Source organism: Leifsonia sp. 563 (assembly GCF_040545055.1).
In the GTDB taxonomy this organism is placed as follows: domain Bacteria; phylum Actinomycetota; class Actinomycetes; order Actinomycetales; family Microbacteriaceae; genus Leifsonia.
On the sequence record NZ_JBEPLE010000004.1, the window covers coordinates 40,651 to 63,524 of the forward strand.

General features: G+C 69.4%; 24 protein-coding genes. 7 read left to right on the forward strand and 17 right to left on the reverse strand.

The features are described from left to right. Positions 1–20: 20 nt before the first annotated feature. A complete protein-coding gene (locus ABIC47_RS12885) occupies positions 21–689 on the forward strand; it encodes a GntR family transcriptional regulator (protein WP_354480920.1) in 669 nt (222 codons plus the stop codon). A gap of 3 nt (positions 690–692) precedes the next feature. On the opposite strand, the gene ABIC47_RS12890 is transcribed toward ABIC47_RS12885, so the two are convergent. The 4 genes from ABIC47_RS12890 to rpsP form a co-directional block, all read right to left on the reverse strand. Next, entirely contained in the window at positions 693–1,085 is a 393-nt protein-coding gene (locus ABIC47_RS12890; RefSeq protein ID WP_354480922.1) for a hypothetical protein, read from the reverse strand. Positions 1,086–1,159: 74 nt separating this feature from the next. Continuing rightward, entirely contained in the window at positions 1,160–1,861 is a 702-nt protein-coding gene (rimM, locus tag ABIC47_RS12895; RefSeq protein WP_354480924.1) for a ribosome maturation factor RimM, read from the reverse strand. Next, entirely contained in the window at positions 1,824–2,054 is a 231-nt protein-coding gene (locus ABIC47_RS12900; RefSeq protein WP_018190686.1) for an RNA-binding protein, read from the reverse strand. The genes rimM and ABIC47_RS12900 overlap by 38 nt, the downstream gene beginning before the upstream one ends. Positions 2,055–2,058: 4 nt before the next feature. Next, positions 2,059–2,541, reverse strand: coding sequence for a 30S ribosomal protein S16 (gene rpsP / locus ABIC47_RS12905; protein WP_354480926.1), 483 nt, complete (start codon positions 2,539–2,541; stop codon positions 2,059–2,061). A gap of 180 nt (positions 2,542–2,721) precedes the next feature. Between rpsP and ABIC47_RS12910 the strand changes: the two genes are divergently transcribed. From ABIC47_RS12910 to ABIC47_RS12925, 4 genes are all read left to right on the forward strand, one after another. After that, the gene (locus tag ABIC47_RS12910; RefSeq protein WP_354480928.1) at positions 2,722–3,858 is read left to right on the forward strand and encodes a glutamate--cysteine ligase; all 1,137 of its coding nucleotides are present in this window, start codon (positions 2,722–2,724) and stop codon (positions 3,856–3,858) included. 79 nt (positions 3,859–3,937) lie between these two features. After that, positions 3,938–4,624: an SGNH/GDSL hydrolase family protein gene (locus tag ABIC47_RS12915; RefSeq protein WP_354480930.1), complete on the forward strand. Its 687-nt coding sequence runs from the start codon at positions 3,938–3,940 to the stop codon at positions 4,622–4,624. 35 nt (positions 4,625–4,659) lie between these two features. Further along, a complete protein-coding gene (locus ABIC47_RS12920) occupies positions 4,660–5,349 on the forward strand; it encodes an SGNH/GDSL hydrolase family protein (protein WP_231918876.1) in 690 nt (229 codons plus the stop codon). A gap of 83 nt (positions 5,350–5,432) precedes the next feature. Then, positions 5,433–6,179, forward strand: coding sequence for an SGNH/GDSL hydrolase family protein (locus tag ABIC47_RS12925; protein ID WP_018190681.1), 747 nt, complete (start codon positions 5,433–5,435; stop codon positions 6,177–6,179). An 18-nt stretch (positions 6,180–6,197) separates the two neighbouring features. On the opposite strand, the gene ffh is transcribed toward ABIC47_RS12925, so the two are convergent. From ffh to ftsY, 3 genes are read right to left on the reverse strand one after another with little or no spacing between them, the layout of a single operon-like run. Next, positions 6,198–7,775 carry a signal recognition particle protein gene (ffh, locus tag ABIC47_RS12930; RefSeq protein WP_018190680.1) on the reverse strand — a complete coding sequence of 526 codons (1,578 nt, stop codon included), beginning with the start codon at positions 7,773–7,775 and terminating at the stop codon, positions 6,198–6,200. Between the two features lie 49 nt (positions 7,776–7,824). Then, a complete protein-coding gene (locus tag ABIC47_RS12935) occupies positions 7,825–8,328 on the reverse strand; it encodes a DUF2004 domain-containing protein (protein ID WP_018190679.1) in 504 nt (167 codons plus the stop codon). Positions 8,329–8,338: 10 nt separating this feature from the next. After that, on the reverse strand, positions 8,339–9,214 hold the full coding sequence (gene ftsY, locus ABIC47_RS12940) for a signal recognition particle-docking protein FtsY (protein WP_018190678.1): 876 nt from the start codon (positions 9,212–9,214) through the stop codon (positions 8,339–8,341). Positions 9,215–9,249: 35 nt separating this feature from the next. On the opposite strand from ftsY, the gene ABIC47_RS12945 reads away from it, so the two are divergent. Beyond that, complete coding sequence (locus ABIC47_RS12945; RefSeq protein WP_354480933.1) at positions 9,250–10,056, forward strand: CHAD domain-containing protein; 807 nt, start codon at positions 9,250–9,252, stop codon at positions 10,054–10,056. Positions 10,057–10,075: 19 nt separating this feature from the next. On the opposite strand, the gene smc is transcribed toward ABIC47_RS12945, so the two are convergent. From smc to ABIC47_RS12975, 6 genes are all read right to left on the reverse strand, one after another. Further along, a complete protein-coding gene (gene smc, locus ABIC47_RS12950; RefSeq protein WP_354480935.1) occupies positions 10,076–13,618 on the reverse strand; it encodes a chromosome segregation protein SMC in 3,543 nt (1,180 codons plus the stop codon). Between the two features lie 151 nt (positions 13,619–13,769). Continuing rightward, positions 13,770–14,483 (reverse strand): ABC transporter ATP-binding protein, encoded by a 714-nt coding sequence (locus ABIC47_RS12955; protein WP_018190675.1) that lies wholly within the window; start codon positions 14,481–14,483, stop codon positions 13,770–13,772. Beyond that, a complete protein-coding gene (locus tag ABIC47_RS12960; protein WP_018190674.1) occupies positions 14,470–15,381 on the reverse strand; it encodes an ABC transporter ATP-binding protein in 912 nt (303 codons plus the stop codon). The genes ABIC47_RS12955 and ABIC47_RS12960 overlap by 14 nt, the downstream gene beginning before the upstream one ends. After that, a complete protein-coding gene (locus ABIC47_RS12965; RefSeq protein ID WP_018190673.1) occupies positions 15,378–16,613 on the reverse strand; it encodes a branched-chain amino acid ABC transporter permease in 1,236 nt (411 codons plus the stop codon). The genes ABIC47_RS12960 and ABIC47_RS12965 overlap by 4 nt, the downstream gene beginning before the upstream one ends. Then, positions 16,610–17,617 carry a branched-chain amino acid ABC transporter permease gene (locus ABIC47_RS12970; RefSeq protein ID WP_018190672.1) on the reverse strand — a complete coding sequence of 336 codons (1,008 nt, stop codon included), beginning with the start codon at positions 17,615–17,617 and terminating at the stop codon, positions 16,610–16,612. The genes ABIC47_RS12965 and ABIC47_RS12970 overlap by 4 nt, the downstream gene beginning before the upstream one ends. Positions 17,618–17,733: 116 nt before the next feature. Further along, positions 17,734–18,957, reverse strand: coding sequence for a branched-chain amino acid ABC transporter substrate-binding protein (locus ABIC47_RS12975; RefSeq protein WP_018190671.1), 1,224 nt, complete (start codon positions 18,955–18,957; stop codon positions 17,734–17,736). 192 nt (positions 18,958–19,149) lie between these two features. Here ABIC47_RS12975 and ABIC47_RS12980 point away from each other — a divergent pair, with 192 nt between their 5' ends. Beyond that, positions 19,150–20,247: a GNAT family N-acetyltransferase gene (locus ABIC47_RS12980; RefSeq protein ID WP_354480938.1), complete on the forward strand. Its 1,098-nt coding sequence runs from the start codon at positions 19,150–19,152 to the stop codon at positions 20,245–20,247. Positions 20,248–20,476: 229 nt separating this feature from the next. On the opposite strand, the gene mutM is transcribed toward ABIC47_RS12980, so the two are convergent. Genes mutM through ABIC47_RS13000 form a run of 4 tightly spaced genes read right to left on the reverse strand, consistent with a single transcriptional unit; the run spans position 20,477 to position 22,874 of the window. Next, positions 20,477–21,400 carry a bifunctional DNA-formamidopyrimidine glycosylase/DNA-(apurinic or apyrimidinic site) lyase gene (gene mutM, locus ABIC47_RS12985; RefSeq protein WP_354480940.1) on the reverse strand — a complete coding sequence of 308 codons (924 nt, stop codon included), beginning with the start codon at positions 21,398–21,400 and terminating at the stop codon, positions 20,477–20,479. Further along, positions 21,378–22,091, reverse strand: a complete 714-nt coding sequence (rnc, locus tag ABIC47_RS12990) for a ribonuclease III (RefSeq protein WP_018190668.1) — start codon at positions 22,089–22,091, stop codon at positions 21,378–21,380. The genes mutM and rnc overlap by 23 nt, the downstream gene beginning before the upstream one ends. A 25-nt stretch (positions 22,092–22,116) precedes the next feature. Then, a complete protein-coding gene (rpmF, locus tag ABIC47_RS12995) occupies positions 22,117–22,320 on the reverse strand; it encodes a 50S ribosomal protein L32 (protein ID WP_018190667.1) in 204 nt (67 codons plus the stop codon). Positions 22,321–22,322: 2 nt separating this feature from the next. After that, positions 22,323–22,874 (reverse strand): YceD family protein, encoded by a 552-nt coding sequence (locus ABIC47_RS13000; RefSeq protein WP_089875459.1) that lies wholly within the window; start codon positions 22,872–22,874, stop codon positions 22,323–22,325.

Genomic DNA, 22,874 nt, shown 5'->3' on the forward strand with positions numbered 1-22,874 from the left:
GGTATACCAAAGGAGCCCCCATGTCCGAGCAACTGCCCGTCGCCGAGGCCTCCCGCGTGTACGACCGTCTCCGCGCCGAGATCCTCGACCTCGACCGCGTGCCCGGCTCGCGCCTCACCGAGCGCGGACTCGAGGGGGAACTCGGCGCCTCTCGCACTCCCCTGCGGTCGGCGCTCATGCGGCTGGAGTCCGAAGGACTGGTGGGCCGGGACGGGCGCGGCTGGCAGGTCACGCCGATCGACCTCGGCGAGATCGCCCGCCTGAGCGAGTTCCGGGATGCGGTCGAGACCGCCGCCGTCCGGCTCAGCTGCGCGCGCGCAACGGACGCCGCGATCGCCACCCTGCGCGACCACCTGGACGGGTGGGCGGAGGACCACTCCCCGGACGGCGCCGTGCGGACCGGCACCGAGTTCCACGTCCGGCTCGCCGCCCTCTCGGGCAACCCGTTCTTCGCGGATGCGGTCGCCGACGCCATGACCCGCCTCGCCCGCGCGCGGTGGCTGGTCGCCCGCGATGAGGACGCCGCGAGCGAGCACCGGGAGATCCTCGCCCTGGTCGCTGCGCGTCAGGCGGACGAGGCTGCTGCGCGCATCCATGAACACGTCGTCGGCACCCATGACCGCCTGGTGGCCGCTTTGGGCGCCGATGCGCGCTCGCTGCGCGGACGCGGACTCGCGATCGTCTCCTGACCGTCAGCCGACGAGGTCGGTGACCGGCACGAGCCGGACGAGTGCATCAGCTCCCGCATAGATCTGCGGATCGCCGCTCACCAGGGCATCGCCGTGCAATCGGGTCAGCGCGACATACTCCGCGGCCTCCGTCTGCGCCCAGCCCAGCTCGTCCGCGACCAGCCAGGCGTTGCGCCGCAGCACGCGGTCACCGAGCAAGCGCACAGGAAGCCGGTCGACGGCCGCGAGCAGGGTTCGGGCTTCCGCCGGTTCACGCCGCCCTGAGCGCACGTCCGCGTGCAGGAGCGACAAGGTCTGCGACCGCAGCAGAGTCGGAGCCAGCAGCGCCTCCGATCCACTCCACCCGGATTCGGCCAGCCGGACGGCTGCGGGAGCGTCGATCACGTACGCGGTCATGCCGCATTCTGTCCACGACCCGGTGCCAAAAGGAAGAGGGCGACCCGTTCGGGTCGCCCTCTTCGGGTCGTGGATCAGTCGTCGGACGCAGGCGCGGCGGGTTCGCCTTCCGAGTCCGCCTCCGACTCGGCGTCGCCCTCCGGCTCCGTCTCCGGCTCGTCGTCCGGCAGTTCCTCGAAGAGCCCGGCGGGCGGAGTCAACGTGACGGTCCCGGCGGCGATATCGACCTCCGGGACGATCGCCTTCACGAACGGCACGAGCACTTCGCCGCCGGCCGTCGCGATCGCCAGCAGGTCCTGCGCGGGCAGATGGTCGACGCGAGCCACGCGTCCGACCGTCACGCCGTCGCGCACCGCGTCGAGGCCGACCAGCTGGTGGTCGTACCAGGCGTCTTCCTCGTCGGGAAGCTGCGTGGCGTCCTGGCTGACCCACAGGATCGCCTTGATCAGCGTCTCGGCCTCCGTGCGGTCGTCGACGCCGGCGAAGAACCCGACCGGGTGGCCGTTGTACCAGCGGAGTTCGCGTAGTTCGAGCGTCTTGCCGTGCCACTTGGACGCGGTGGGCACCTGCAGGGTGAACACCGCCCCCGGGACGAACCGCTTCTCCGGTTCGTCCGTGTAGAGCTCCAGCTTGATGGCGCCCTTGAGGCCGTGCGCCTTCGTGAGGCGTCCGACGCGCAGCTCGGTCTGACCGGGCCGGGGGGCGACCTCCTTGCGAGGCAGTTTGTGGTCCGCCACCTCAGTCGTCGACGACGTCGACACGGACGCGCCGGCCATCGGCCAGCGCGGCAACGAGCGTGCGGAGAGCCTTCGCCGTGCGGCCGGACCGGCCGATCACCCGGCCGAGGTCCTCGGGGTTCACACGAACCTCGAGGACCTCGCCACGCGGAGAGCTCTTGGCCACGACGTGGACGTCGTCAGGGTGATCGACGATCCCCTTGACCAGGTGCGTGAGCGCGGGTGCGAGCAAGACGTCAGGCCTTCTCGTCGGACGCGTCGTCAGCGATGGCCTCGGCCTCGGCGACGACGTTGGCCTCGTCGGCCTCCTCGCGCTCGACCTCGGCCTCGACGACGGCCTCCGCCTCGGCGGCGACCTCGGCCGGCTTCTCAGCCTTGGGCTTGAGGACCGGCTTCTTCTTCTCGTCGGCGACGAACTCGGCCCTGCCCTCGGCGACCTTGACGGTGCTCACGGCGTTCTTGTCGCCCTTGAAGCGACCCCAGTCGCCGGTGAGCTTGAGCAGCGCGGTGACCTGCTCGGTCGGCTGGGCGCCGACGCCGAGCCAGTACTGCGCACGCTCGGAGTCGACCTCGATGCGCGAGGGCTCCTCGGTCGGGTGGTACAGACCGATCTCCTCGATCACGCGACCATCGCGCTTGGTGCGCGAGTCGGCGACGACGATGCGGTAGTACGGAGCGCGGATCTTGCCCAGGCGCTTCAGACGGATTTTGACAGCCACGATTCTCCTGTGTGAGTGGATGAGTTGTATCGAACTGACTGCCGTGGGCGTGGGGGCACACGCGGCAGGAGGTCTATGTTCGTCCGCCGCACCGGATAGAGGGTCGGGTACGTCGAACTCAACTAGCTATTCTGTCAGATACTGCGCTGCTTTGAACAATCGGACGGATGGAACGACCGCATGCAGATCGATTTCTCGGAGTCCGAGCGCTCCACCGTCGGCATCGAGTGGGAGATCGCCCTCGTCGACGGCTCGACGGGCGACCTGGTCCAGATCGCCGACGATGTGCTGCGCGAGCTGGGCACGCCCGACGGCCGGGAGCATCCCCAGATCACCCATGAGCTGCTGATGAACACGGTGGAGCTGGTCAGCCGGGTCCACCGCACGGTGCCTGCGGCGATCACCGACCTGCAGGAGCTCGTCGGCCTGGTCCGGGGCGTCACCGACCCGCTCGGCGTCGAGCTGATGTGCGCGGGGACGCATCCCTTCGCCCAGTGGTTCGACCAGAAGGTGACGCCGAACGAACGGTACGACCGGCTGCTCGACCGCACCCAGTGGTGGGGGCGGCAGATGATGATCTGGGGTGTGCACGTGCACGTCGGCATCGACTCGGTCGACAAGGCTCTGCCGATCGTCAACGGCCTGCTGACCTATTACCCGCATCTGCAGGCGCTCAGCGCGTCCAGCCCGTTCTGGGCGGGCGCCCGCACCGGCTACGCCTCCAACCGCGCGCTCATGTTCCAGCAGCTGCCCACCGCCGGGCTGCCCTGGCAGTTCGGCACCTGGGCCAACTACGAGGCCTACGTCCAGGACCTGGTCACGACGGGCGTCGTGGAGGACCACTCCGAGGTGCGCTGGGACATCCGCCCCTCGCCGAAGTGGGGAACGGTCGAGATGCGCGCCTGCGACGGGCTGTCCACGGCCGACGAGGTCGGAGCCGTCTCCGCGCTCATCCACTGTCTGACCGACCGGATGTCGGGACAGCTGGACGCGGGCGTCGAGCCGGTCACGCTGCAGCCCTGGTTCGTCCGCGAGAACAAGTGGCGGGCCGCCCGGTACGGCCTCGACGCCGAGATCATCCAGGCGCCGGACGGCAGCGAGCGGCTCGTCTCCGACGACCTCCGCGACCTGGTGGACGACCTCCAGCCGGAGGCCGAGCGACTGGGATGCGTCGACGAGCTGGCGACGGTCCTCACCATCCTCGACACGGGCGCCAGCTACCAGCGCCAGCTCGCCGTCGCGGAGCAGAACGGCGGCAGCCTGCAGGCCGTGGTCAGCTCGCTGACGCACGAGCTGCGCAACGGCCTCGCCCGCTGATCGATCAGCGAACGGGCCCCGAGCCGATCCACCGATCCGGCAAAGCCCATCCATAGCCTCCGGGCGTACCGTGTTTGTCATGCTCGCCCGACGCCCCCTCGCGGCAGCGGCCACCGCGATGACGGCCGCCCTGCTGGCGCTCACCGCCCTCTCGGGCTGCGCGTCGGCCAACGCGGCCTCGAACGCCGCTCTGGGGAAGCAGTCCGCCGCCACATCGTCCGCAGCCACGGCGGAGCACGTCGCGGTGATCGGCGACTCGATCGAGTCCGGCCTCGGGCTCGATCCCTCCGAGGCATGGCCGGCCCTGGTGGCCTCCGACCACGGCTGGCGGCTCGACAACCTCAGCGTGCCCGGTGCCGGCTTCGTGGCCCAGGGGGCCGACGGTCACGACTTCTCCGCCCAGGTGGATGCGGCGATCGCCGCCCAGCCGGACCTCGTCCTCATCGGCGCGTCCGACAACGACCTCGGCACGGACCCCGACCAGCTGAGCACGGCCATCCGCTCGACGGTCGACCGTCTCGCGGCAGCCCTGCCGGATGCGCGGATCGCCGGGTTCAACGCCCTCAGCGGTCAGGCGAGCGACGAGGAGCTCGCCGGCGGCGACGCGGCGCTGCGACAGGCGGTCCTCGACGCCGGTGGCACGTGGCTCGATCTCGGGCAGCCCTATCGCGGCAAGGCCGGACTGGTGCAGGACGACGACGAGCATCCCACCCTTCCCGGCCAGCAGGCGATCGCGGCAGTGGTCGCCGCGAAACTGAGCCTGTGAGAGCCTTCCAAGCCCGCCTGTTTATCCTGTAACGCGTGACGGCCCGACGTTCTCTCCTCACCCTCCTTGCCGCCGCCCTCGTGGCCGCATCGCTGGTCGGCTGCATGGCACCGGCGCAGCCCGCCTCTCGAACGGAGAGTCCGACAGCCTCCCCCACGTCCACTCCGGCGCAGGTCACGGCCGTGGCCATCGGCGACTCGATCGCGATCGGCAACGGCGTGCCGGCCGAGGACGCCTGGCCGCTCCTGGTGGCCGATCGTCTGGGATGGACGCTCACCGACTTCGGAGAGAGCGCCGCCGGTTTCACCGTCAAAGGGCTCAACACGCACACGTTCGACGACCAGGTCAGCGCGACGATCCGGCTGCGTCCGGACGTGGTGATCGTCGCCGCGACCCGCAACGACCTGTTCGCCTCGACCGCCTCCCTGCGCACGGCCGCGACCGCCGCACTGGAGCGCCTGCGCAGCGCCCTCCCCGAGGCGCGCATCATCGGTGTCGGCGCCATCTGGGGATCGGACGCGGCCCCTGCTCAAATCGCGCTGATCTCCTCCACCGTGAAGGCCGCCGTTCTCGGGGTCGGCGGGTCGTGGATCGAAGTGGGCCAGCCGTTCGCCGGACGCCCCGACCTCGTGCTGGCGGACCATGTCCACCCCACCGTGGAGGGTCAGCGGCTGCTGGCGTCGACCATCTCGGCGGCCATCTCTCGCCGCCTCGTGATCGGGTGACCCGGCCTCGAGTACCACCGGCCCGACACGCCGAGAAGTGAGACACAGCGTTCTCGCAGGTTGGACCGTTTAGCCTCGCACCCGTGCGCACCCTCACCCGACGCCGCTCGCGCCCGCTGAGCACCCGGCTCCCCCTGCTCGCGCCCGCGGCTCTGACGGTGGCACTTCTCGCCCTCGCCGGCTGCGCATCCGCGCCGGCCGCACACCCCGTCGCCGCTCAGGCGACCGCCGTCGCCGCCCCGGACGCCGGCAGCGCCGGACGGGATGCCTCCGGCATCGTCGACGCCGTCGCGATCGGCGACTCGATCGCCTTCGGCAAGGGCGTGACGGCCGATCAGGCGTGGCCCGCTCTCGTCTCGGAGGCGCACGGCTGGCAGCTGACGGACCTCGCGGTGTCCGGCTCCGGCTTCGTCAAGCCGGGCTGGAACGGCACGACCTACCGCCAGCAGGTGGATGCGGCGCTCCGCCTCCACCCGCAGGTGATCCTCCTCGCCGCCACCCGCAACGACCGCGAGCAGGACCCCGCTGCCGTAACCGCAAACGCCGACCGGATGCTGCGAGAGCTGCGCGAGCGCTTCCCGGACGCCACGATCGTCGGCATCACCGGCATCTGGGGCTCCGACCAGCCGCCCGCGACCATGACCCGCGTCGACGACATCGTCGGGGACGCGGTGCGCGGCGTCGACGGCACCTGGCTCGACATCGGCTTCCCGCTCGTCGGGCACCCGGAGCTGCTCCAGGCGGACGGCATCCACCCGAACGCGGCCGGTCAGAAGGTCGTGGCGCAGACCATCGAGTCGAAGCTCCAGCCGCTCAACCTGGCGCTGTAGCGCGCAGTGAGCCCCGGGTCAGCGACCCAGGAACTTCTGCAGAGCGGCCAGCTCCTCCTCGGACGGCCCGCCCGCGGGCGCCCCCTGAGGTGCTGCAGCGCCACCACCGAGCCCGAACCCGCTCCCGCTCGGCGCACCGGCCGTCTTGACGCCGGTGGCCAGCGCGGCGTTCTCCGCCGCGCGCTTGGCCGGGTTGCCCGACCGGGAGCCCTTCTTCTTGTTCTTCTGCTGCTTGCGGCCGGCGTACGAGGCACCGGGGATGGGGCCCATGCCGGGGACGTTCGGAACGCCGCCCTTCGCGACGGTCTTCATCATCTTGGCGGCCTGCTCGAAGCGGCTGACCAGCTGGTTGACCTCGGTGACCGTCGTGCCCGAGCCCTTCGCGATGCGCAGGCGGCGGGATCCGTTGAGCAGCTTCGGGTTCGTGCGCTCGGCCGTCGTCATCGACTGGATGATGGCCTCCGTCCGGACGATCTCGCGCTCGTCGAACTGGTCGAGCTGCTGCTTCATCTGGCCGGCGCCGGGCAGCATCCCCATCATCTTCTTGATCGACCCCATGTTGCGCAGCTGCTGCATCTGCTTGAGGAAGTCGTCGAGGGTGAAGCTGTCGGTCGCGAACTTCTCGGCGACCTTGCGCGCCTCCTCCTCGTCGAAGGCCTGCTGGGCCTGCTCGATGAGGGTGAGGATGTCGCCGAGGTCGAGGATGCGCGACGCCATGCGGTCCGGGTGGAACGGCTCGAAGTCGTCGAGGTTCTCACCGGTCGAGGCGAAGATGATCGGACGGCCAGTGACTGAGGCGACCGAGAGTGCGGCACCGCCTCGGGCGTCGCCGTCGAGCTTGGAGAGCACGACGCCGGTGAAGTCGACGCCGTCCTGGAACGCCTTCGCGGTCGCGACGGCATCCTGACCGATCATCGCGTCGATGACGAACAGCACCTCGTCGGGGTCGGTCGCCTTGCGGATGTCGGCCGCCTGCTTCATCAGCTCGGCGTCGACGCCGAGACGGCCGGCGGTGTCGATGACCACCGTGTCGTACTGCTTGGTCTCCGCGAACTTCAGGGCGTCCTTGGCGACCTTGACCGGGTTGCCGACGCCGTTGCCGGGCTCTGGCGCGAACACCGGGACACCCGCCTGCTCGCCGACGATCTGGAGCTGGGTCACGGCGTTCGGGCGCTGGAGGTCGGCGGCGACCAGGAGCGGCGTGTGCCCGTCCTTCACCAGCCACTTGCCGAGCTTGCCCGCGAGCGTCGTCTTACCGGCACCCTGGAGGCCGGCGAGCATGATGACCGTCGGGGGCCGCTTCGCGAACTGCAGCCTGCGCTGCTGGCCGCCCAGGATGGCGACGAGCTCCTCGTTGACGATCTGCACGACCTGCTGGGCCGGGTTGAGAGCCTTGTTGACCTCGTCGCTCAACGCGCGCTCGCGCACCTTCGCGGTGAAGTCCTTGACCACCGGGAGCGCCACGTCGGCGTCGAGCAGGGCGCGACGGATCTCGCGCACGGTGCCGTCGACGTCCGCCGGCGACAGCTTGCCCTTGGTGCGCAGGTTCTTGAAGGTGTCCGCAAGACGGTCGGACAGCGTGCCGAAAGTAGCCATGATCCGTATATCTTATCGGTCGACGTCGGCTAAGCGCCGTGAGGGTCAGTCAGTCGCCCGACGTCTCCACCGAGACCACGTCGCCCCGCACGTCGAAGGCGACGGTGAGCAGCGCATCCGACTCGTCCGGGGCGATGGAGTAGTCGAACGTCGCGAACACCTCGTCCTCGTCTGAGTGGTCGGCCTGGATGATCACACTCATCAGCTGCAGGGAGCGCAGCACGTCGATGGCGATGTCACCCGAGTTGTAGACCAGCAGGTCGACCAGGCTGTCTCCCAGCTTGTCGACGTGCTCGTCGATGTAGCTGGAGGTCGCGGACTGCCGCGAGCTCAGCTCGGCGACCAGCGCATCCCTGGCCCGCGCGTCGAAGCCCTCGAGCGCCTGGATGAGCGCAGCAGCAGAGTCAAGGGCGAACTCGGGGACGCCGCTCTCGTCGTCGGCCAGGAGCTCGACGTCGACGGTCTGGTCGCCCAGCTCGACGGTGTCGTCCCAGGCGAGTCCACCGCTCGCCGTCTCGTCGATGAGGCCGAAGAAATCGTGCTCGATCGCCATGACGCGCCCCTTATCCGACCAGTTGCTGTGCGAAGACGTGCGGTGTGAAGCCGGTCAGGTCGTTGATCCCCTCGCCCTGCCCCACGAGCTTGATCGGGATGCCGGTGCGCTCCTGCACGGCGAGTACGAACCCGCCCTTCGCGGAGCCGTCGAGCTTCGTGAGCACCAGCCCGGTCACGCCGGCGTGCTCGAGGAACGCCTCCGCCTGCGCCAGTCCGTTCTGTCCGGTCGTCGCGTCGAGGACGAGGAGCACCTCGGCGATGGGCGCCTGCTTCTCGACCACCCGCTTGATCTTGGAGAGCTCGTCCATGAGGCCGCCCTTGGTCTGGAGGCGCCCCGCGGTGTCGATGATGACGATCTCCGTGCCGTCGCGCTTGGCCTTCTCGACGGTCTGGAAGGCGACGGAGGCCGGATCCTGCCCCTGCTGCTGCGGCCGGACGATCTCGGCACCGGCGCGCTCGGCCCAGGTCGCCAGCTGCTCGACGGCGGCGGCGCGGAAGGTGTCGGCCGCGCCGACGACAACCGAGCGGTCGTAGGTGCGCAGGAACTTCGCGAACTTGCCGATGGTGGTCGTCTTGCCGACGCCGTTGACGCCGACGACCAGCACGATCGCCGGGCGGTCGCTCAGCTTCAGCGTGGTGTCGAGCTTCGAGAGCCGCTCCTCCATCGTCTCGCGCAGCATCCGCTGCAGGTCGGCCGGATCGGTCGTGTGATACCGCTCCACCTTCGCGCGCAGGTCGTCGATGACCGCCTCTGTCACGTCCGGACCGAAGTCGGCCGTGATGAGCGCCGTCTCGAGGTCGTCCCAGGTGTCGTCGTCGATGGTCTTCTTAGCGAACAGCCCGCGGAGGGCGCCCGACAGAGACCAGGGGGTGCGGTCAGCCATGACACTCAGACTAGCCGCGGTTGTACGGTGTGCTCATGTACGCGCTCGTGGGGGTCTCGGCGGAGCTGGCCGAGCAGCTGGTGGCGATCGAGACCGGCGGAGAGGATGCGGTGCATCAGGCGCGGACGCGCGTGCGGCGGCTGCGCAGCATCCTGAGCGTGTATCGTTCGGCGTTCGACCGGGAGCAGCAGCGGGCGATGCGTGCGCGCCTGAAGCGGCTCGGAGAGCGGCTCGGCCGGGTGCGCGACGCCGAGGTGCGGGCGCGCGACCTGGACGGACTGCTGGGCGCCGAGTCGACGCCCGAGCTCGTGGACGCGGTGGAGGCGCTGGCAGCGGAGGCCCGCGCCGAGCACGATCGGGCGCTGGAGGGGCTGCTGGAGCACCTGCACGGTCGGGCCCACCGGACCCTCCTGGCCGACCTGCAGGCGTTCGCCGCCGATCCTCCGCTGGCGAAGCCGGGACGGAAGCACCCGCTGCGGGTGGTCAGGAAGGGGCTCGCGAAGGCCGCGCGGCGCGTGAGGAAGCGCTCCGGCCAGACGCTGGAGCAGCGGCACGAGACGCGGAAGGCGGCACGGCGGCTGCGCTACGCGGCCGAGGCCGTCGTCGACGACCTCGGCCGGGAGGCGGTGCGGATCGCCGCGGCGGCGGAGGCGGTCCAGGACGCGCTCGGCGACCATCGCGATCTGGTGCTCCTGGCACGCCACCTGCGCGACAAGGCCGACGAGCAGCAGCTCAGTGCGTCGGCCGTCGCCGGGATCGCGCTCCTCGCCGCCGAGTGCGACCTGAGGGCGGAGGAGCTCCTGGCCGGGCTCGACGACAAGCTCGCCGCGATCGAGCCCTGAGCGCGCGCCTGCTCGCTCCCTAGCTCGCCTTCTCCTGCGCCACGCGCTGGCCGACCACCGCCGAGACGCCGTCCTGGCGCATCGAGACGCCGTACAGGGCGTCCGCGATCTCCATGGTGCGCTTCTGGTGCGTGATGACGATCAGCTGGCTGCTCTCGCGGAGGTCCTCGAAGATCGTGAGCAGGCGGCCGAGGTTGGCGTCGTCGAGCGCCGCCTCCACCTCATCCATGATGTAGAACGGGCTCGGCCGCGCCTTGAAGATCGCGATCAGCAGAGCGACCGCCGCCAGCGACCGCTCGCCGCCGGAAAGCAGCGAGAGCCGCTCGATCTTCTTGCCGGCGGGCTTCACCGAGACCTCGATGCCGGTCGTCAGCAGATCGTCGGGATTGGTCAGGCTGATGCTGCCCTGGCCGCCCGGGAAGAGGATCGGGAAGACCTTCGTGAAGGCCTCTTCGGTGTCGGCGAACGCGGACTCGAAGATGGTCTGCATCCGCTCGTCGATGTCCTCGATGATCGTCAGCAGGTCCTTGCGGGTGTTCGTGAGGTCGGTCAGCTGCTCGGTGAGGAACTTGTGGCGCTGCTCCAGCGCGGCGAACTCCTCCAGCGCGAGCGGGTTGACGCGGCCCAGCTGCGACAGCTTGCGCTCCGCCGCGGCCAGCCGCTTCTGCTGCTGCTCGCGCGAGAACGGGACGGTCTCGACCTCGGCGTCGGGCTCGCGTTCCTCGTCGCGCGCACGGTCGACCGGTACCGGCACCTCCGGCCCGTACTCGGCGACCAGCACATCCTCGACAAGGCCCAGCTCGCTGCCCGCCCGCTCCAGCAGGCTCGACAGGTGCAGCTTCTTCTCGTAGATCTGCAGCTCCAGGCCGTGCACCGACTCCGTGATGGCCTGCAGGCGCTCGCGCACCGCGTTCTCGTCGCGACGCAGGGTCGCGAGCTCGTCGTTGCGGCTCGCGCGCTCCGCCTCCGCGGTGGCGAGCTCCAGCCGCGCCTGCGCCGCGGACCGGTCGACGGATGCCAGGACGGCCGGGAGGGCGCCGATGACGCTCTGGGCCGCATCCAGTTGGCGACGACGGATCACAGCGCGCCGGGCGGCCTCCTCGGCGGCGGCGCGCTCGGCCTCCATCCGCCGGGCGAGCGCCTCGCCGCGCGCCTGCTCCGCCCGGACGCGCTCCTTCGCGGTCTCCACCGCCAGGCGTGCCTCGACTTCGGCCTCGCGTGCGGCGTCGAGCTCGGTCGACAGCGCGTCGCGGGCGCTGACGTCGAGGATGGGACGGGGACGCGAACGCGCCGCCTCCAGCTCCGCCTTGGCCTTCTCCGCCGCCTGCTCCGCCTCGGCGACCCGCTCTCCCGCCTGCTCGAGCGCCCGGCTGAGCCGGTCGAACTCGGCCTGGGAGGCCTCCAGCTGGACCTTGAGCCGGTTGACCTGCTCGGTCTGGGCCGCGAGCTTGGCGTCGAACTCGCGGAGGGTCGCGAGCGCGGCCTGCGACTGCTCCTTCGCGACCTGCAGCACGCCGCGCTGCTCGGCCAGGGCGAACTTCGCCCGGTCGATCAGCGAGGTGACCTCGGTGAGCCGCTCCTGCGCGGCGTCGCGGTCGGCGATCAACTCGATGCGGCTCTGCTTCGCGCCGGACCCGCCGCGCAGCACATGCTCGGTGAGCACGTCGCCGGTGGTCGTGATGATCGTGATCGGGCCGCCGGTCCCCCGGCCGCCGAACGCCTCGAAGGCACGCCGCGCGGAGTCCAGGTCGTCGGCGATGGCCGTGAACGCGAGGATGCCGCGGACGCCGTCGGGCGCATCCACCACACCTGTGGCTGGGACGACGCCGGCGACGCCGCTGAGGTCGACAGCGGCGGCGGGCGCGTCGGCGATGACGACCTCGACCCGGCCGAGGTCGTCGGCGGCCGCGTGCGCCACCGCGGCGACGGCAGCGTCCCGATCGTCGGCGAGCACGGCATCGGCGAGGGTTCCGAGAGCCGCAGCGATGGCCGCCTCGTACCCGGGGTGCACGCGGATGTGCTCCGCGACGAGCCCGCGCACGCCGGGCAGGCGCGCGGCAACGAGAGCCGACGATCCGTCCTTCTGATTCAGTGCGAGTGAAAGGGCGCTGACCCGGGCAGCAAGCGCGTCGCGCTCGCGCTCCAGGGTGTGCAGCTCCTCTCGGAGCCGCTCGATCTCGCCCTCCGCCTCGAACACCGTCGCCTGCGCCAGCTCGTACGCCTCGTCGAGGTCGCCCTCTCCGACGTCGGCCGTCGCGGCCTCGGCCTCCCGGGCGGCGAACTCGGCACGGGCCCGCTCGCGGCGCTCGGTCGCAGCATCCAGCGCGTTCTGCTGACGAAGTACCTCGCCGCGGACTGCCGCCAGCCGCTGTGCGGCCGCGTCGGCCTGGCCGTTCAGCTTCGAGATCTCCAGGTCGTGGCGCGACACCAGAGCGCTCTGCGCGGCGATCTCCTCGTCCACCGCGTCCAGACGCGACCTTGCGCTGCGGGTCGCCGCCTGGGCGGCCGTCCACGCGGCCTCGGCCTCGACGACCACACCGCGCAGGCGCTCGACCTCGTCGCGGGCGTCCTGCACGTTCTGCGGGGTCACGCTCGGGTTCGCGTCCGGCGCGTCGCCCTGGCTGCCGAGCAGCGCGACCCGCTGATTGGCGAGGGTGAACAGCCCGCGCAGGCGCTCCTGCACCGACTCGAGCGCGAAGGCGGTGCTGCGGGCCGCATCCACCGCATCCCCCACCAGCGCCTGCTCCAGGCGCGTGCGGCGCAGCTGCTTCTGCTCGAGCTGCTCCTGCAGCACGATCTGCTCGCTGTGGCGCTCGGACTCGGTGCGACCGTGGTCGTCGAGGGTACGGCGCAGCGTGACGACCTCGTCGGCGAGCAGACGCGCCCGCGCATCCCGCACGACGGCCGCGATGGACTGCGCCTCGCGCGCGATCTCCGCCTGGTGCCCGAGCGGCTTCAACTGGCGGCGCACCTCGCCCGCCAGGTCGCTCAGACGGGTCAGGTTGGTCTGCATCGCCTCCAGCTTGCGGAGCGTCTTCTCCTTGCGGCGACGGTGCTTCAGGATGCCGGCCGCCTCCTCGATGAAGCCGCGGCGGTCCTCGGGGCTGGCGTGCAGGACGGCGTCGAGCTGACCCTGGCCGACGATGACGTGCATCTCGCGGCCGAGACCCGAGTCGCTCAACAGCTCCTGCACATCCAGCAGGCGGCAGGACTGCCCGTTGATCGCGTACTCGCTGCCGCCGTTGCGGAACAGCGTGCGCGAGATCGTCACCTCGGAGTACTCGATCGGCAGCGCGCCGTCGGCGTTGTCGATGGTGAGCTGCACCTCGGCACGGCCGAGCGGACCGCGCGTCGCCGTTCCGGCGAAGATGACGTCCTCCATCTTGCCGCCGCGAAGCGTCTTGGCGCCCTGCTCGCCCATCACCCAGGCGAGCGCGTCGACGACGTTCGACTTGCCGGACCCGTTGGGGCCGACGACGCAGGTGACGCCCGGCTCGAAGGCGAACGTCGTCGGCTGAGCGAACGACTTGAAGCCCTTGAGCGTCAGACTCTTCAAGTACACGCAGGCGAATTTACCGGACGTTCACGCCGCCGCCGCGCCGGAGCGCCGCACGACTCCCCCGTCGAGTACACGAAAACTGCACGCCATCGGAGTGGATGGCGTGCAGTTTTCGTGTACTCGACGGGGGGTGGGAGGCGGTGGGAGGCGTGGGTCAGGCGACGCCCAGGTAGGCCTCCTTGATCGCGGGGTCGGCGAGGAGCTCCTTGCCGGTGCCCGCACGGGTGATCACGCCGGTCTCGAGGACGAAGCCGCGATGCGCGCGGGCCAGCGCCTGGTTCGCGTTCTGCTCCACCAGCAGGACCGTCGTGCCCTGCTTGTTGATCTCCGTCACGATCGAGAAGATCTGCCGGATGAACTGCGGCGCGAGACCCATCGACGGCTCGTCCAGGAGCAGGAGCCGCGGGTTCGACATCAGCGCGCGTCCGATGGCGAGCATCTGCTGCTCGCCACCCGACATCGTGCCACCGACCTGCGTCTTCCGCTCGGCGAGTCGCGGGAACAGCGCGAACACCCGGTCGAAGTCCTCGCCCATCTTCGAGCGGTCCTTGCGGCCGAACGCGCCCATGTCGAGGTTCTCCATGACCGTCATGCCCGGGAAGATGCCCCGGCCCTCCGGCGCCTGCGAGATGCCCCGGACGACGCGGATGTGCGCCTTCATCTTGGTGATGTCCTCGCCGTCGAACAGGATGGACCCCTTCGACGGGTTCAGGATGCCCGAGATCGTCTTCATGGTCGTCGACTTGCCGGCGCCGTTCGCACCGATCAGGCTGACGATCTCGCCTTCATCGACCGAGAAGGACATGTCGTGGATGGCCTCGATCCGGCCGTACGAAACGCTGATGTTCTTCAGCTCAAGCAACGTCATCTTCGGGCTCCCCGAGGTAGGCGGCGATCACGCGAGGGTCGTTCCGGATGGCCTCCGGAGTGTCATCGGCGATCTTGCGTCCGAATTCCAGCACGACGATCCGGTCGGTCACTCCCATGACCAGCTTCATGTCGTGTTCGATCAGCAGAACGGTGTACCCGTCGGCCCGGATGGTACGGATGAGCTCCATGAGCTCCTCCTTCTCCGCCGGGTTGAAGCCGGCGGCCGGCTCGTCGAGGCACAGCACCTTCGGGTCGGTCGCGAGCGCGCGGGCGATCTCCAGACGACGCTGGTAGCCGTACGGGAGCGACCGCGACAGCGAACCTGCCTGGTCGGCGATGCCGACGAACTCGAGCAGGGCCATGCCGCGCTCGATCGACGACTTCTCCTCGCGCGTGTGCCGCGGGAGGCGCAGCAGCGCGCCGGGAACCGACGTGCGGTGCCGCGCATCCAATCCGACCACGACGTTCTCGAGCGCCGTCATCTCACCGAACAGCCGGATGTTCTGGAACGTCCGCGAGAGACCGAGCCGGGTGATCTGGTGCTGCTTGCGGCCCTTGATCGTCTGGCCCTCCAGCAGCACGTCGCCGCTTGTCGGCTTGTAGACGCCCGTCATGGCGTTGAAGCAGGTCGTCTTGCCTGCGCCGTTCGGGCCGATCAGACCGAGGATCTCGCCGCGGCGGATGTCGAAGGTGACATCGTCGAGGGCCGTCAGGCCGCCGAACTTCACCGTGAGGTTGCGCACCTCGACGATGTTCTCGCCGACCTCGACCGCGATCTCGCGGTCGGGCGCTGCGGCCTCGGCGACCTCCAGGTCGATGCCCGCGGCCTCCAGCTCGTCCTCGTTCACGCCAAGGGCCGGCTCCTCCTCCGGAACCGTGTTCTGTGCGTCCGTCATCGTGCGCCTCCCTTCGCGCTGCCATCCGCATCCAATGCCCCGCTGTCGACGACCGGAGTGGCCCCGGTCCGCGGGCCCGGACGTCCCTTCGCTGCGTCCGCCACTCGGCGATACGCATGCCTGCCATACGCCAGCAGCTTCTGCCGCGCCGGGAACAGTCCCTGCGAGCGGAAGATCATGATGAGCACGAGGGCGATACCGAAGATCAGGTACTTGTAGTCGGCGATGACGGTGAACCGCAGAGGGATGTACGCCACGATCGCGCCGCCGAGCATGGCGCCGACCTTGTTGCCCGCGCCGCCGAGGACGACGGCCGCGAGGAACAGGATCGAGGTCTGCACGTCGAACTTCTGGTTGTTCACGAAGCCGACCTGACCGGCGAACAGCGCACCGGAGAGGCCGCCGACGCCGGCGCCGATCGCGAACGCCCACACCTTGTACTTGAAGGTCGGGACGCCCATGATCTCCGCCGCGTCCTCATCCTCGCGGATCGCGACCCAGGCGCGGCCGACGCGGCTGCGCTCCAGGTTGCCGACCAGCAGCAGGATCACGATGATGACGGTGATCGTCAGCCAGTACCACGGCACGCCGTTGGAGTTGGAGAAGATCGGGATGCCGTCGGCGTTCTCCCCCGGCGGGTGGCCGACGTTCTGGAAGCCGACCTGGCCCTTCATCGCCGGGATGATCGTGGCGAGGATGCGGACGATCTCACCGAAGCCGAGCGTCACGATCGCCAGGTAGTCGCCGCGGAGGCGGAGCGTCGGGACACCGAGGATGATGCCGAACGTCATCGTCACCGCGATGGCGACCGGGATCGTCCACAGGTACGGGATCTTCACGAACGGAGAGTCGGGGCTGGTCAGCATCGCCGCCGTGTACGACCCGACCGCGAAGAACGCGACGTAGCCGAGGTCGAGCAGGCCGGCGTAGCCGACCACCACGTTCAGGCCGATCGCGATGAGCGCGTAGACCGCCATCGAGAAGCAGGCCAGCGCCCAGTCGTTGCCGGGAGCGGTGGAGAGCGGGAAGAAGTTCAGGTACGGCAGGGCGTAGGCGAGGGCCACCACGATGAGCAGCCAGGCCCACTGCACGGCGCGCGGGAGGTTGTTCCAGCGGTCGCGGAGCTGACCGAACGGGCCGGTGCTGCGCTTGCCGCGGGACGCCTCGAGGGCGTCGACCGCCTGCTCTTCGCGAGCATCGGGCAGGACCCTGGGTCCTTCTGACATGCTCATGCGCGGCTCCTTCCGAGCGAGGTGCCGAGAATGCCGCTCGGCTTGATCAGCAGCACCAGGACGAGGACCACGAAGGCCACGACGTCCGTCCACTGCGAGTCACCGAGGAGGATCTGGCCGTAGTTGCCGATGACGCCGAGCAGCAGACCGCCGAGCAGCGCTCCGCGGACGTTGCCGATGCCGCCGAGGACGGCCGCGGCGAATGCCTTGACGCCGAGGATGAATCCGCCGTTGTAGATCACACCGGAGGGGACCAGCATCACGTAGAACAGCGCCGCGGCGCCGGCGAGGATACCGCCGGTGATGAAGGTGATCTGGATGATCCGCTCCTTGTTCACGCCCATCAGCGTCGCGGTGTCCGGGTCCTGCGCGACCGCGCGGATGCCGCGGCCGGTGCGGGTGCGTCGGATGAACCAGTCGGTCGCGATCATGAGGATCACCGACGCGATGACGATGATCAGCTGCTGGCTGTTCACGATCGTCCCGAACACATCGAAGATGGGCTGCGGAATGAACATGGTCACCGACGGCTCGGCGTTCGCGCCACGGATCAGGAAGATCCCGTACTGGATCGCGAACGAGGCGCCGATGGCCGTGATGAGGAACACCAGGCGTGGGGCGTTGCGTTTTCGCAGCGGCCGGTAGGCGACGCGTTCCAGGAGCCATGCCGTGACGGCCGAGGCCAGCACACCGACGATGAGCGCCAGGATGAGGTCCCCGACGATGGCGCCGGCGCTCAGATTCGGCGCGCTCGGACCGAAACCGAGCGTCGTGAGGGTCACGACGACGCCGTAGGCGCCGACGATGAAGACCTCGGAGTGGGCGAAGTTGATCAGGTTCAGCACACCGTAGACCAGCGTGTAGCCGACGGCGATGAGGCCGTAGACAGCGCCGAAGGTGAGACCGTCGAACGTTGCGCTCCAGAAGTTCTGGACCAGCGCGTTGACGTCGAAATTGATCCAGGAGCTGTCGAGGGCGGGATGAAGGAGGAGGGTTTCGAGCATTCGAGCATCCAGGGTTCAGTGTCGGATCTTCGTTGATCCGGCGAGCAAAGCGAGCGTAGTCGAAAAACGAGGGTGCCGCGGGCCGTCGTGTCCCGCGGCACCCTTCAGGTGTCGCCCTAGCCGATGGTGCCGATCGGCACGATCTTGCCGTTCTCGACCTTGTAGCCGTAGACGGCCGGCGCCTGGAGCTCACCGGTGGAATCCCACTTGTAGTGCTTGCTCAGACCGTCGGCGTCGTAGTCCTTGACCCACGACAGCAGGTCGGCGCGGGACGTCTTGCCCTTGTCGATGCCGGCGAGGAGGACGGTGGCGGCGTCGTAACCCTCGATCGAGTAGGTGCCCGGCTCGGCGTTCGCGAGCTTCTTGTAGGCGGACTCGAAGTCGGGGATCAGCTCGCCCGGGATGCAGGGGCAGGTGAAGTACGCGTTGCCGGACGCGTCACCGGCCAGCTTGATGAACTGGTCGTCCTTCACGCCGTCGGGGCCGACGAACGTGCCCTTGTAGCCCTTGTTGACCAGCTGCTGGTCGAACGGGGCACCCTCGGCGTAGTAGCCGGCGTAGTAGACCGCGTCGGGCTTCGCGTTGATGATCTTGGAGATCACAGCGGAGAAGTCCTTCTGGCCGGTGGTCACCTTGTCGGTGCCGACGAGCGCGTCGCCGAGCGCCTTCGAGGTCTGGGTGCCGAGGCCGATGCCGTAGTCGGAGTCGTCCTGGACCAGGTAGACCTTCTTGGCCTCCAGCTTGTCCGTGAGGAACTTGGCGGCGGCAGGACCCTGCACGGCGTCGTTGCCGAGGCCGCGGAAGAAGGTCTTCCATCCGTTCTGCGTCAGGCCCGGGTTGGTGGCCGACGGCGTGATGTGGACGAGGCCCTGCTGCTCGAAGATGTTGCCGGTGGCCTTCGACTCACCCGAGAACGGGAGGCCGACGACGCCGACGATGTCCGACTCGTTCACGGCCTGGGTCACCGGACCGGTGGCCTTGTTCGGGTCGCCCTCGGTGTCGAACTTCTTGAAGCCGACCTGGCATCCCTTGTTGGACTCGTTGTGCTGGTCGATGGCCAGCTGGATGCCGTTGTAGATGTTGATGCCGAGCTGGGCGTTCGGGCCCGTCTCCGCACCCACGTAGCCGATGGTCAGGCCAGCAGGACAGGTGGCCTTTCCGTCGCCCGCGGGGAGCACCGCGTCCTTGGGGACATCGACCGACGTGATCGCCGGGATGTCGACCTTCGACGAATTGCCGTTGGTGGATCCTCCCGTGGACGGCTGGTTCGCACATCCCGCGAGGAACAGTGCGACTGACGCTGCAACAGCCGCACCGATGGTGACTTTCTTCCGTAGCATCTCTTGCCTCTCGACGTTAATCCGTCACGAACTCGCCGTTTTCGCCGGTTCGTGCCACGAATATGTGTGCTGAGAATACAGGGCTCGCAACGTTTTGCAACCACGATCGGAACGCAGATTTACACGATCGAAACCAAACCGTGCGGGATCCTTCACACGGTGCTCCGCGCCTGGGTAGGCTGATCCTTCGGCGTGGAACGGCTCGAGGAGGTGTCCGATCGGATGCGTGTGACCCGGCTGGAGATCCCCGACGAGCTCGGCACCCCCGGGTCGGCCGCCTTCGAGGAGCTGGTCGGCGTCCTCAACGGCATCGTGGTCGATCTGTGGGGGGACGACGACTTCGTCGAGACCGCCGAGCAGGCGCTGGCCGCCCATCGTGAGCAGGACTATGTCGACCGGATCGTCTTCGTGGCGATCGAGGACGGCGTGATCGTCGGCCGTGTCGAGGCGATCTTCCCCCTGGACGAGGACTCCGAGACGGTGTCGCTGCTGGTCGACGTCGTCCCGGCGCTGCGCGGTCGCGGGATCGGCTCCGCGCTGCTCGAGAAGGGCGAGGAGCTCGCCGCGGAGGGCGGCCGCCGGATCATCTCGACCTACACCGAGCACCCTATCCGGACCCTGGAGGGCGCCGACCGCCTGGTGCGGGCTCCCGCGGGCACGGCCGGCCTGCCGGCGACGTCACGGGATGTGCGCTTCGCGCTGCGCCACGGCTACCAGCTCGGCCAGATCGAGCGGTCGAGCGAGCTGCACCTTCCGCTCCCGCCGGAGCGCGAGGCCGGGCTGACCATGACACTGAACGGCTTCCGCCTGGTGTCGTGGTGGGGTGCCGCACCCGAGGACCTGTTGGAGCGGTTCGCCGCGATGAAGGCCCGGATGTCGACCGACATCCCGCAGAGCGGCATCGCCGTGGACCCGGAGGACTGGGACGGCGAACGGGTGCGCTCACAGGAGCGGACGCTCGTCGCCCGCGGCGAGCCGCTGCTCGTGACGGCTGCGGTGCACGAGACGACCGGCGAGATCGCGGCGTACACCGAGCTGGCGGTCCCCGCCGACGGCACGAAGGCGGAGCAGTACGACACCCTCGTGGCCCGTGCCCACCGCGGTCACCGGCTGGGCACCGCGGTCAAGCTGCGGAACATCCAGGAGCTCGGCCGGCGCGCCCCGCACATCCACCGCATCCTCACCTGGAACGCCGACGAGAACGACCCGATGCTGGCGATCAACCGCGCGTTCGGCTTCCGCCCGCACGCCCTGACGGGGCACTGGCAGAAGACCCTCGGCGAGCCGTAACCCAGCACGGACGGAGGCGCTCACGGGCGAAGGACGCCACATCTCCTCCGTTTCCTGCGCCGCCGCGGCGTGTCCCCCGGGATCGCCTCCGTTTGCCGCGAGGGCGGAAAGGGAGGCGCTCCGGGTCGCGCAACGGCGTGTCGGCGGTAAACGGAGGCGTATACGGACGAACGGCGGACGATGTCCTCCGTTTGCACCCGAACGGACGGATCGGGCGGAGGCCCGGAGATCAACTCGCTGCGGGCGCCGACCGTGACCGGCGGAGCCGCTGGCAGTGCGGGCAGAAGTGCGAGCCGCGGTTCATGAACTGCTCGCGCACGATCGGTGTGCCGCAGCGCGGGCACGGCTGGCCCTGACGGCCGTAGGCGTTGAGACTGTGCGAGAAGTAGCCGGAGGCGCCGTTCACATTCACGTACTGCGCGTCGAAGCTGGTGCCGCCCTCGGCGAGGGCCTTCTCGAGCACGTGGCGCACCTCCGCGAGCAGTGTGCGCACCTTCGCGCGGCTGAGCGAGTTCGCCGGTTGGGCGTAGTGGATGCGCGCGGCCCAGAGCGCCTCGTCGGCGTAGATGTTGCCGATACCGCTCACCAGGGTCTGATCGAGCAGGGCGCGTTTGATGCCGATGTTCTTTCGGGCGAGCGCGGCGGCGAAGCCGGCGTCGTCGAAGGCGGGATCCAGCGGATCGCGGGCGATGTGGGTCACCTGTGTCGGCACGAGCGGCTCGTCGGTTCCGAGGCCACCAGGCGCACCGTCTGCCGTGGGGACGAGCGCGTCGACCGCCATGGACCCGAAGATCCGCTGGTCGACGAAGTGCACCCACAGCTCTCCGTGCAGAGGATGCTCGATGTGCAGCCGGATGCGGAGCAGGCCGGCCTCTTCGGTGCCGGGTTCGCGCAGGAGGATCTGGCCGCTCATCCCGAGGTGGGCCACGATGGCGCGTCGCGGGACGCCTGCGAGCGGGATCCACAGGAACTTGCCGCGCCGGACCGGCTGCTCCATCACCCGTCCGGTGAGCAACGTCTCGAACGCCCCGGCGACCGGATCGTGGCGCTTCAGCGACCGCGGCTCGAAGACCTCGACGCCGAGGATGGTCGCACCGGTGACTGCGGGTGCGAGACCCGCACGGACGACCTCAACCTCGGGAAGCTCGGGCACGTCGTCTCGTCAGTTCCGTCCAGGCGCTCAGCGCCGCGGCCATCTCGGCCTGCTTCTTGCTCGTCCCCTCGCCGGTGGCGGTGACGAGGCTGCCCACCTCGACGGTGGCGTGGAACGTCTTGGAGTGGTCGGGGCCGCTGTTGGTCACCGTGTAGACCGGCAGGCCGGCGCCGCGGTGGGCGGCGACCTCCTGCAGGCTGGTCTTCGGGTCCATGGCGGCGCCGAAGCGGTCCGGGTCGTCGAGCAGCGGCTCGATCAGCCGCAGGACGAGCGCGGTCGCAGCGTCGCCCCCGGCATCCAGGTAGGTGGCGCCGATGAGCGCCTCGACCGTGTCGGCGAGGATGGACGCCTTCTCTCGACCGCCGCTCTGGTTCTCGCCGCGGCCGAGCCGGAGGTACTCCCCCAGGCCGATGCCGCGCGCGACCTCGGCCAGCGCGACCGAGCTCACCAGACTGGCCCGCCGCTTGGCGAGCTCGCCCTCGTCGAGGTCCGGGTTCTCGCGGAACAGTTTGACCGTCACCGCCTGCCCCAGGATGGAGTCGCCGAGGAACTCGAGACGCTCGTTATTGGGGATGCCGCCGTGCTCGTACGCGTACGAGCGATGAGTCAGCGCAAGCTCGAGAAGCTCGGGGTCGATGACGACCCCGAGCTTCTCCAGAAGTGCTGTGCGGTCAGCGTTCTCTCCGACCACAGCGTTCACCGATCGTCAGCGACGATCAGACGTCGGCGACCTTGCGGCCCTTGTACTCGAGGAAGAGGGCGGTGCCCGCAGAGTCCTCGACGACCTTCGCGCGGTGCGGGAGGCTGTAGGTGACCTTGCCGTTCTCGATCGTCTTGACGAGCGTGGGGACCTCAGCCTTCCACTGCGAACGACGGGCGTGGGTGTTGGCGCGCGACTGCTTCCGCTTCGGGACGGCCATGACTATCTCTTCTCTGTGTTCGGTCGGGGTTCATCGGTGTCGGAAGCCTGGAAGGCCGCAAGCGCAGACCAGCGCGGATCGACGATCTGCGACGGCTCGCGGTCCGGTACATCCGCCAGCCTCTCCCCGGTCTCGGGGTCGAGACCTGGGCAGTCCGGCCGGCACACCGGCTGGAACGGCAGTGCCAGCACTACCGCATCCCTGATCAGAGGTTCAAGATCAACGTGGTCGTCGTGAACCTCATGATCGAAAGCTTCGTCAGAAGAATACGCGAAAAGTTCCTGGAAATCGACTTGGACAGGCTGCTCGATGTCGATCAGGCAGCGGCCGCACACGCCGATGGCGGTCGTCTGAGCGTCGCCCGTCGCGAGAATCCCCTCGTGCATCGACTCCAACCGGAGGTCGAGATCGATGGTCTCGCCCTCCGGGACGCTGATCAGGCCCTCGCCGAGTTTCTCCGCGACAGGGATGGTGATGCGCTGTTCGCGCATCGTGCCTGGGCGGCGGATGAGGTCGTACACATTGACGGTGTACGGCGAGTTCTTGTGGGTCAC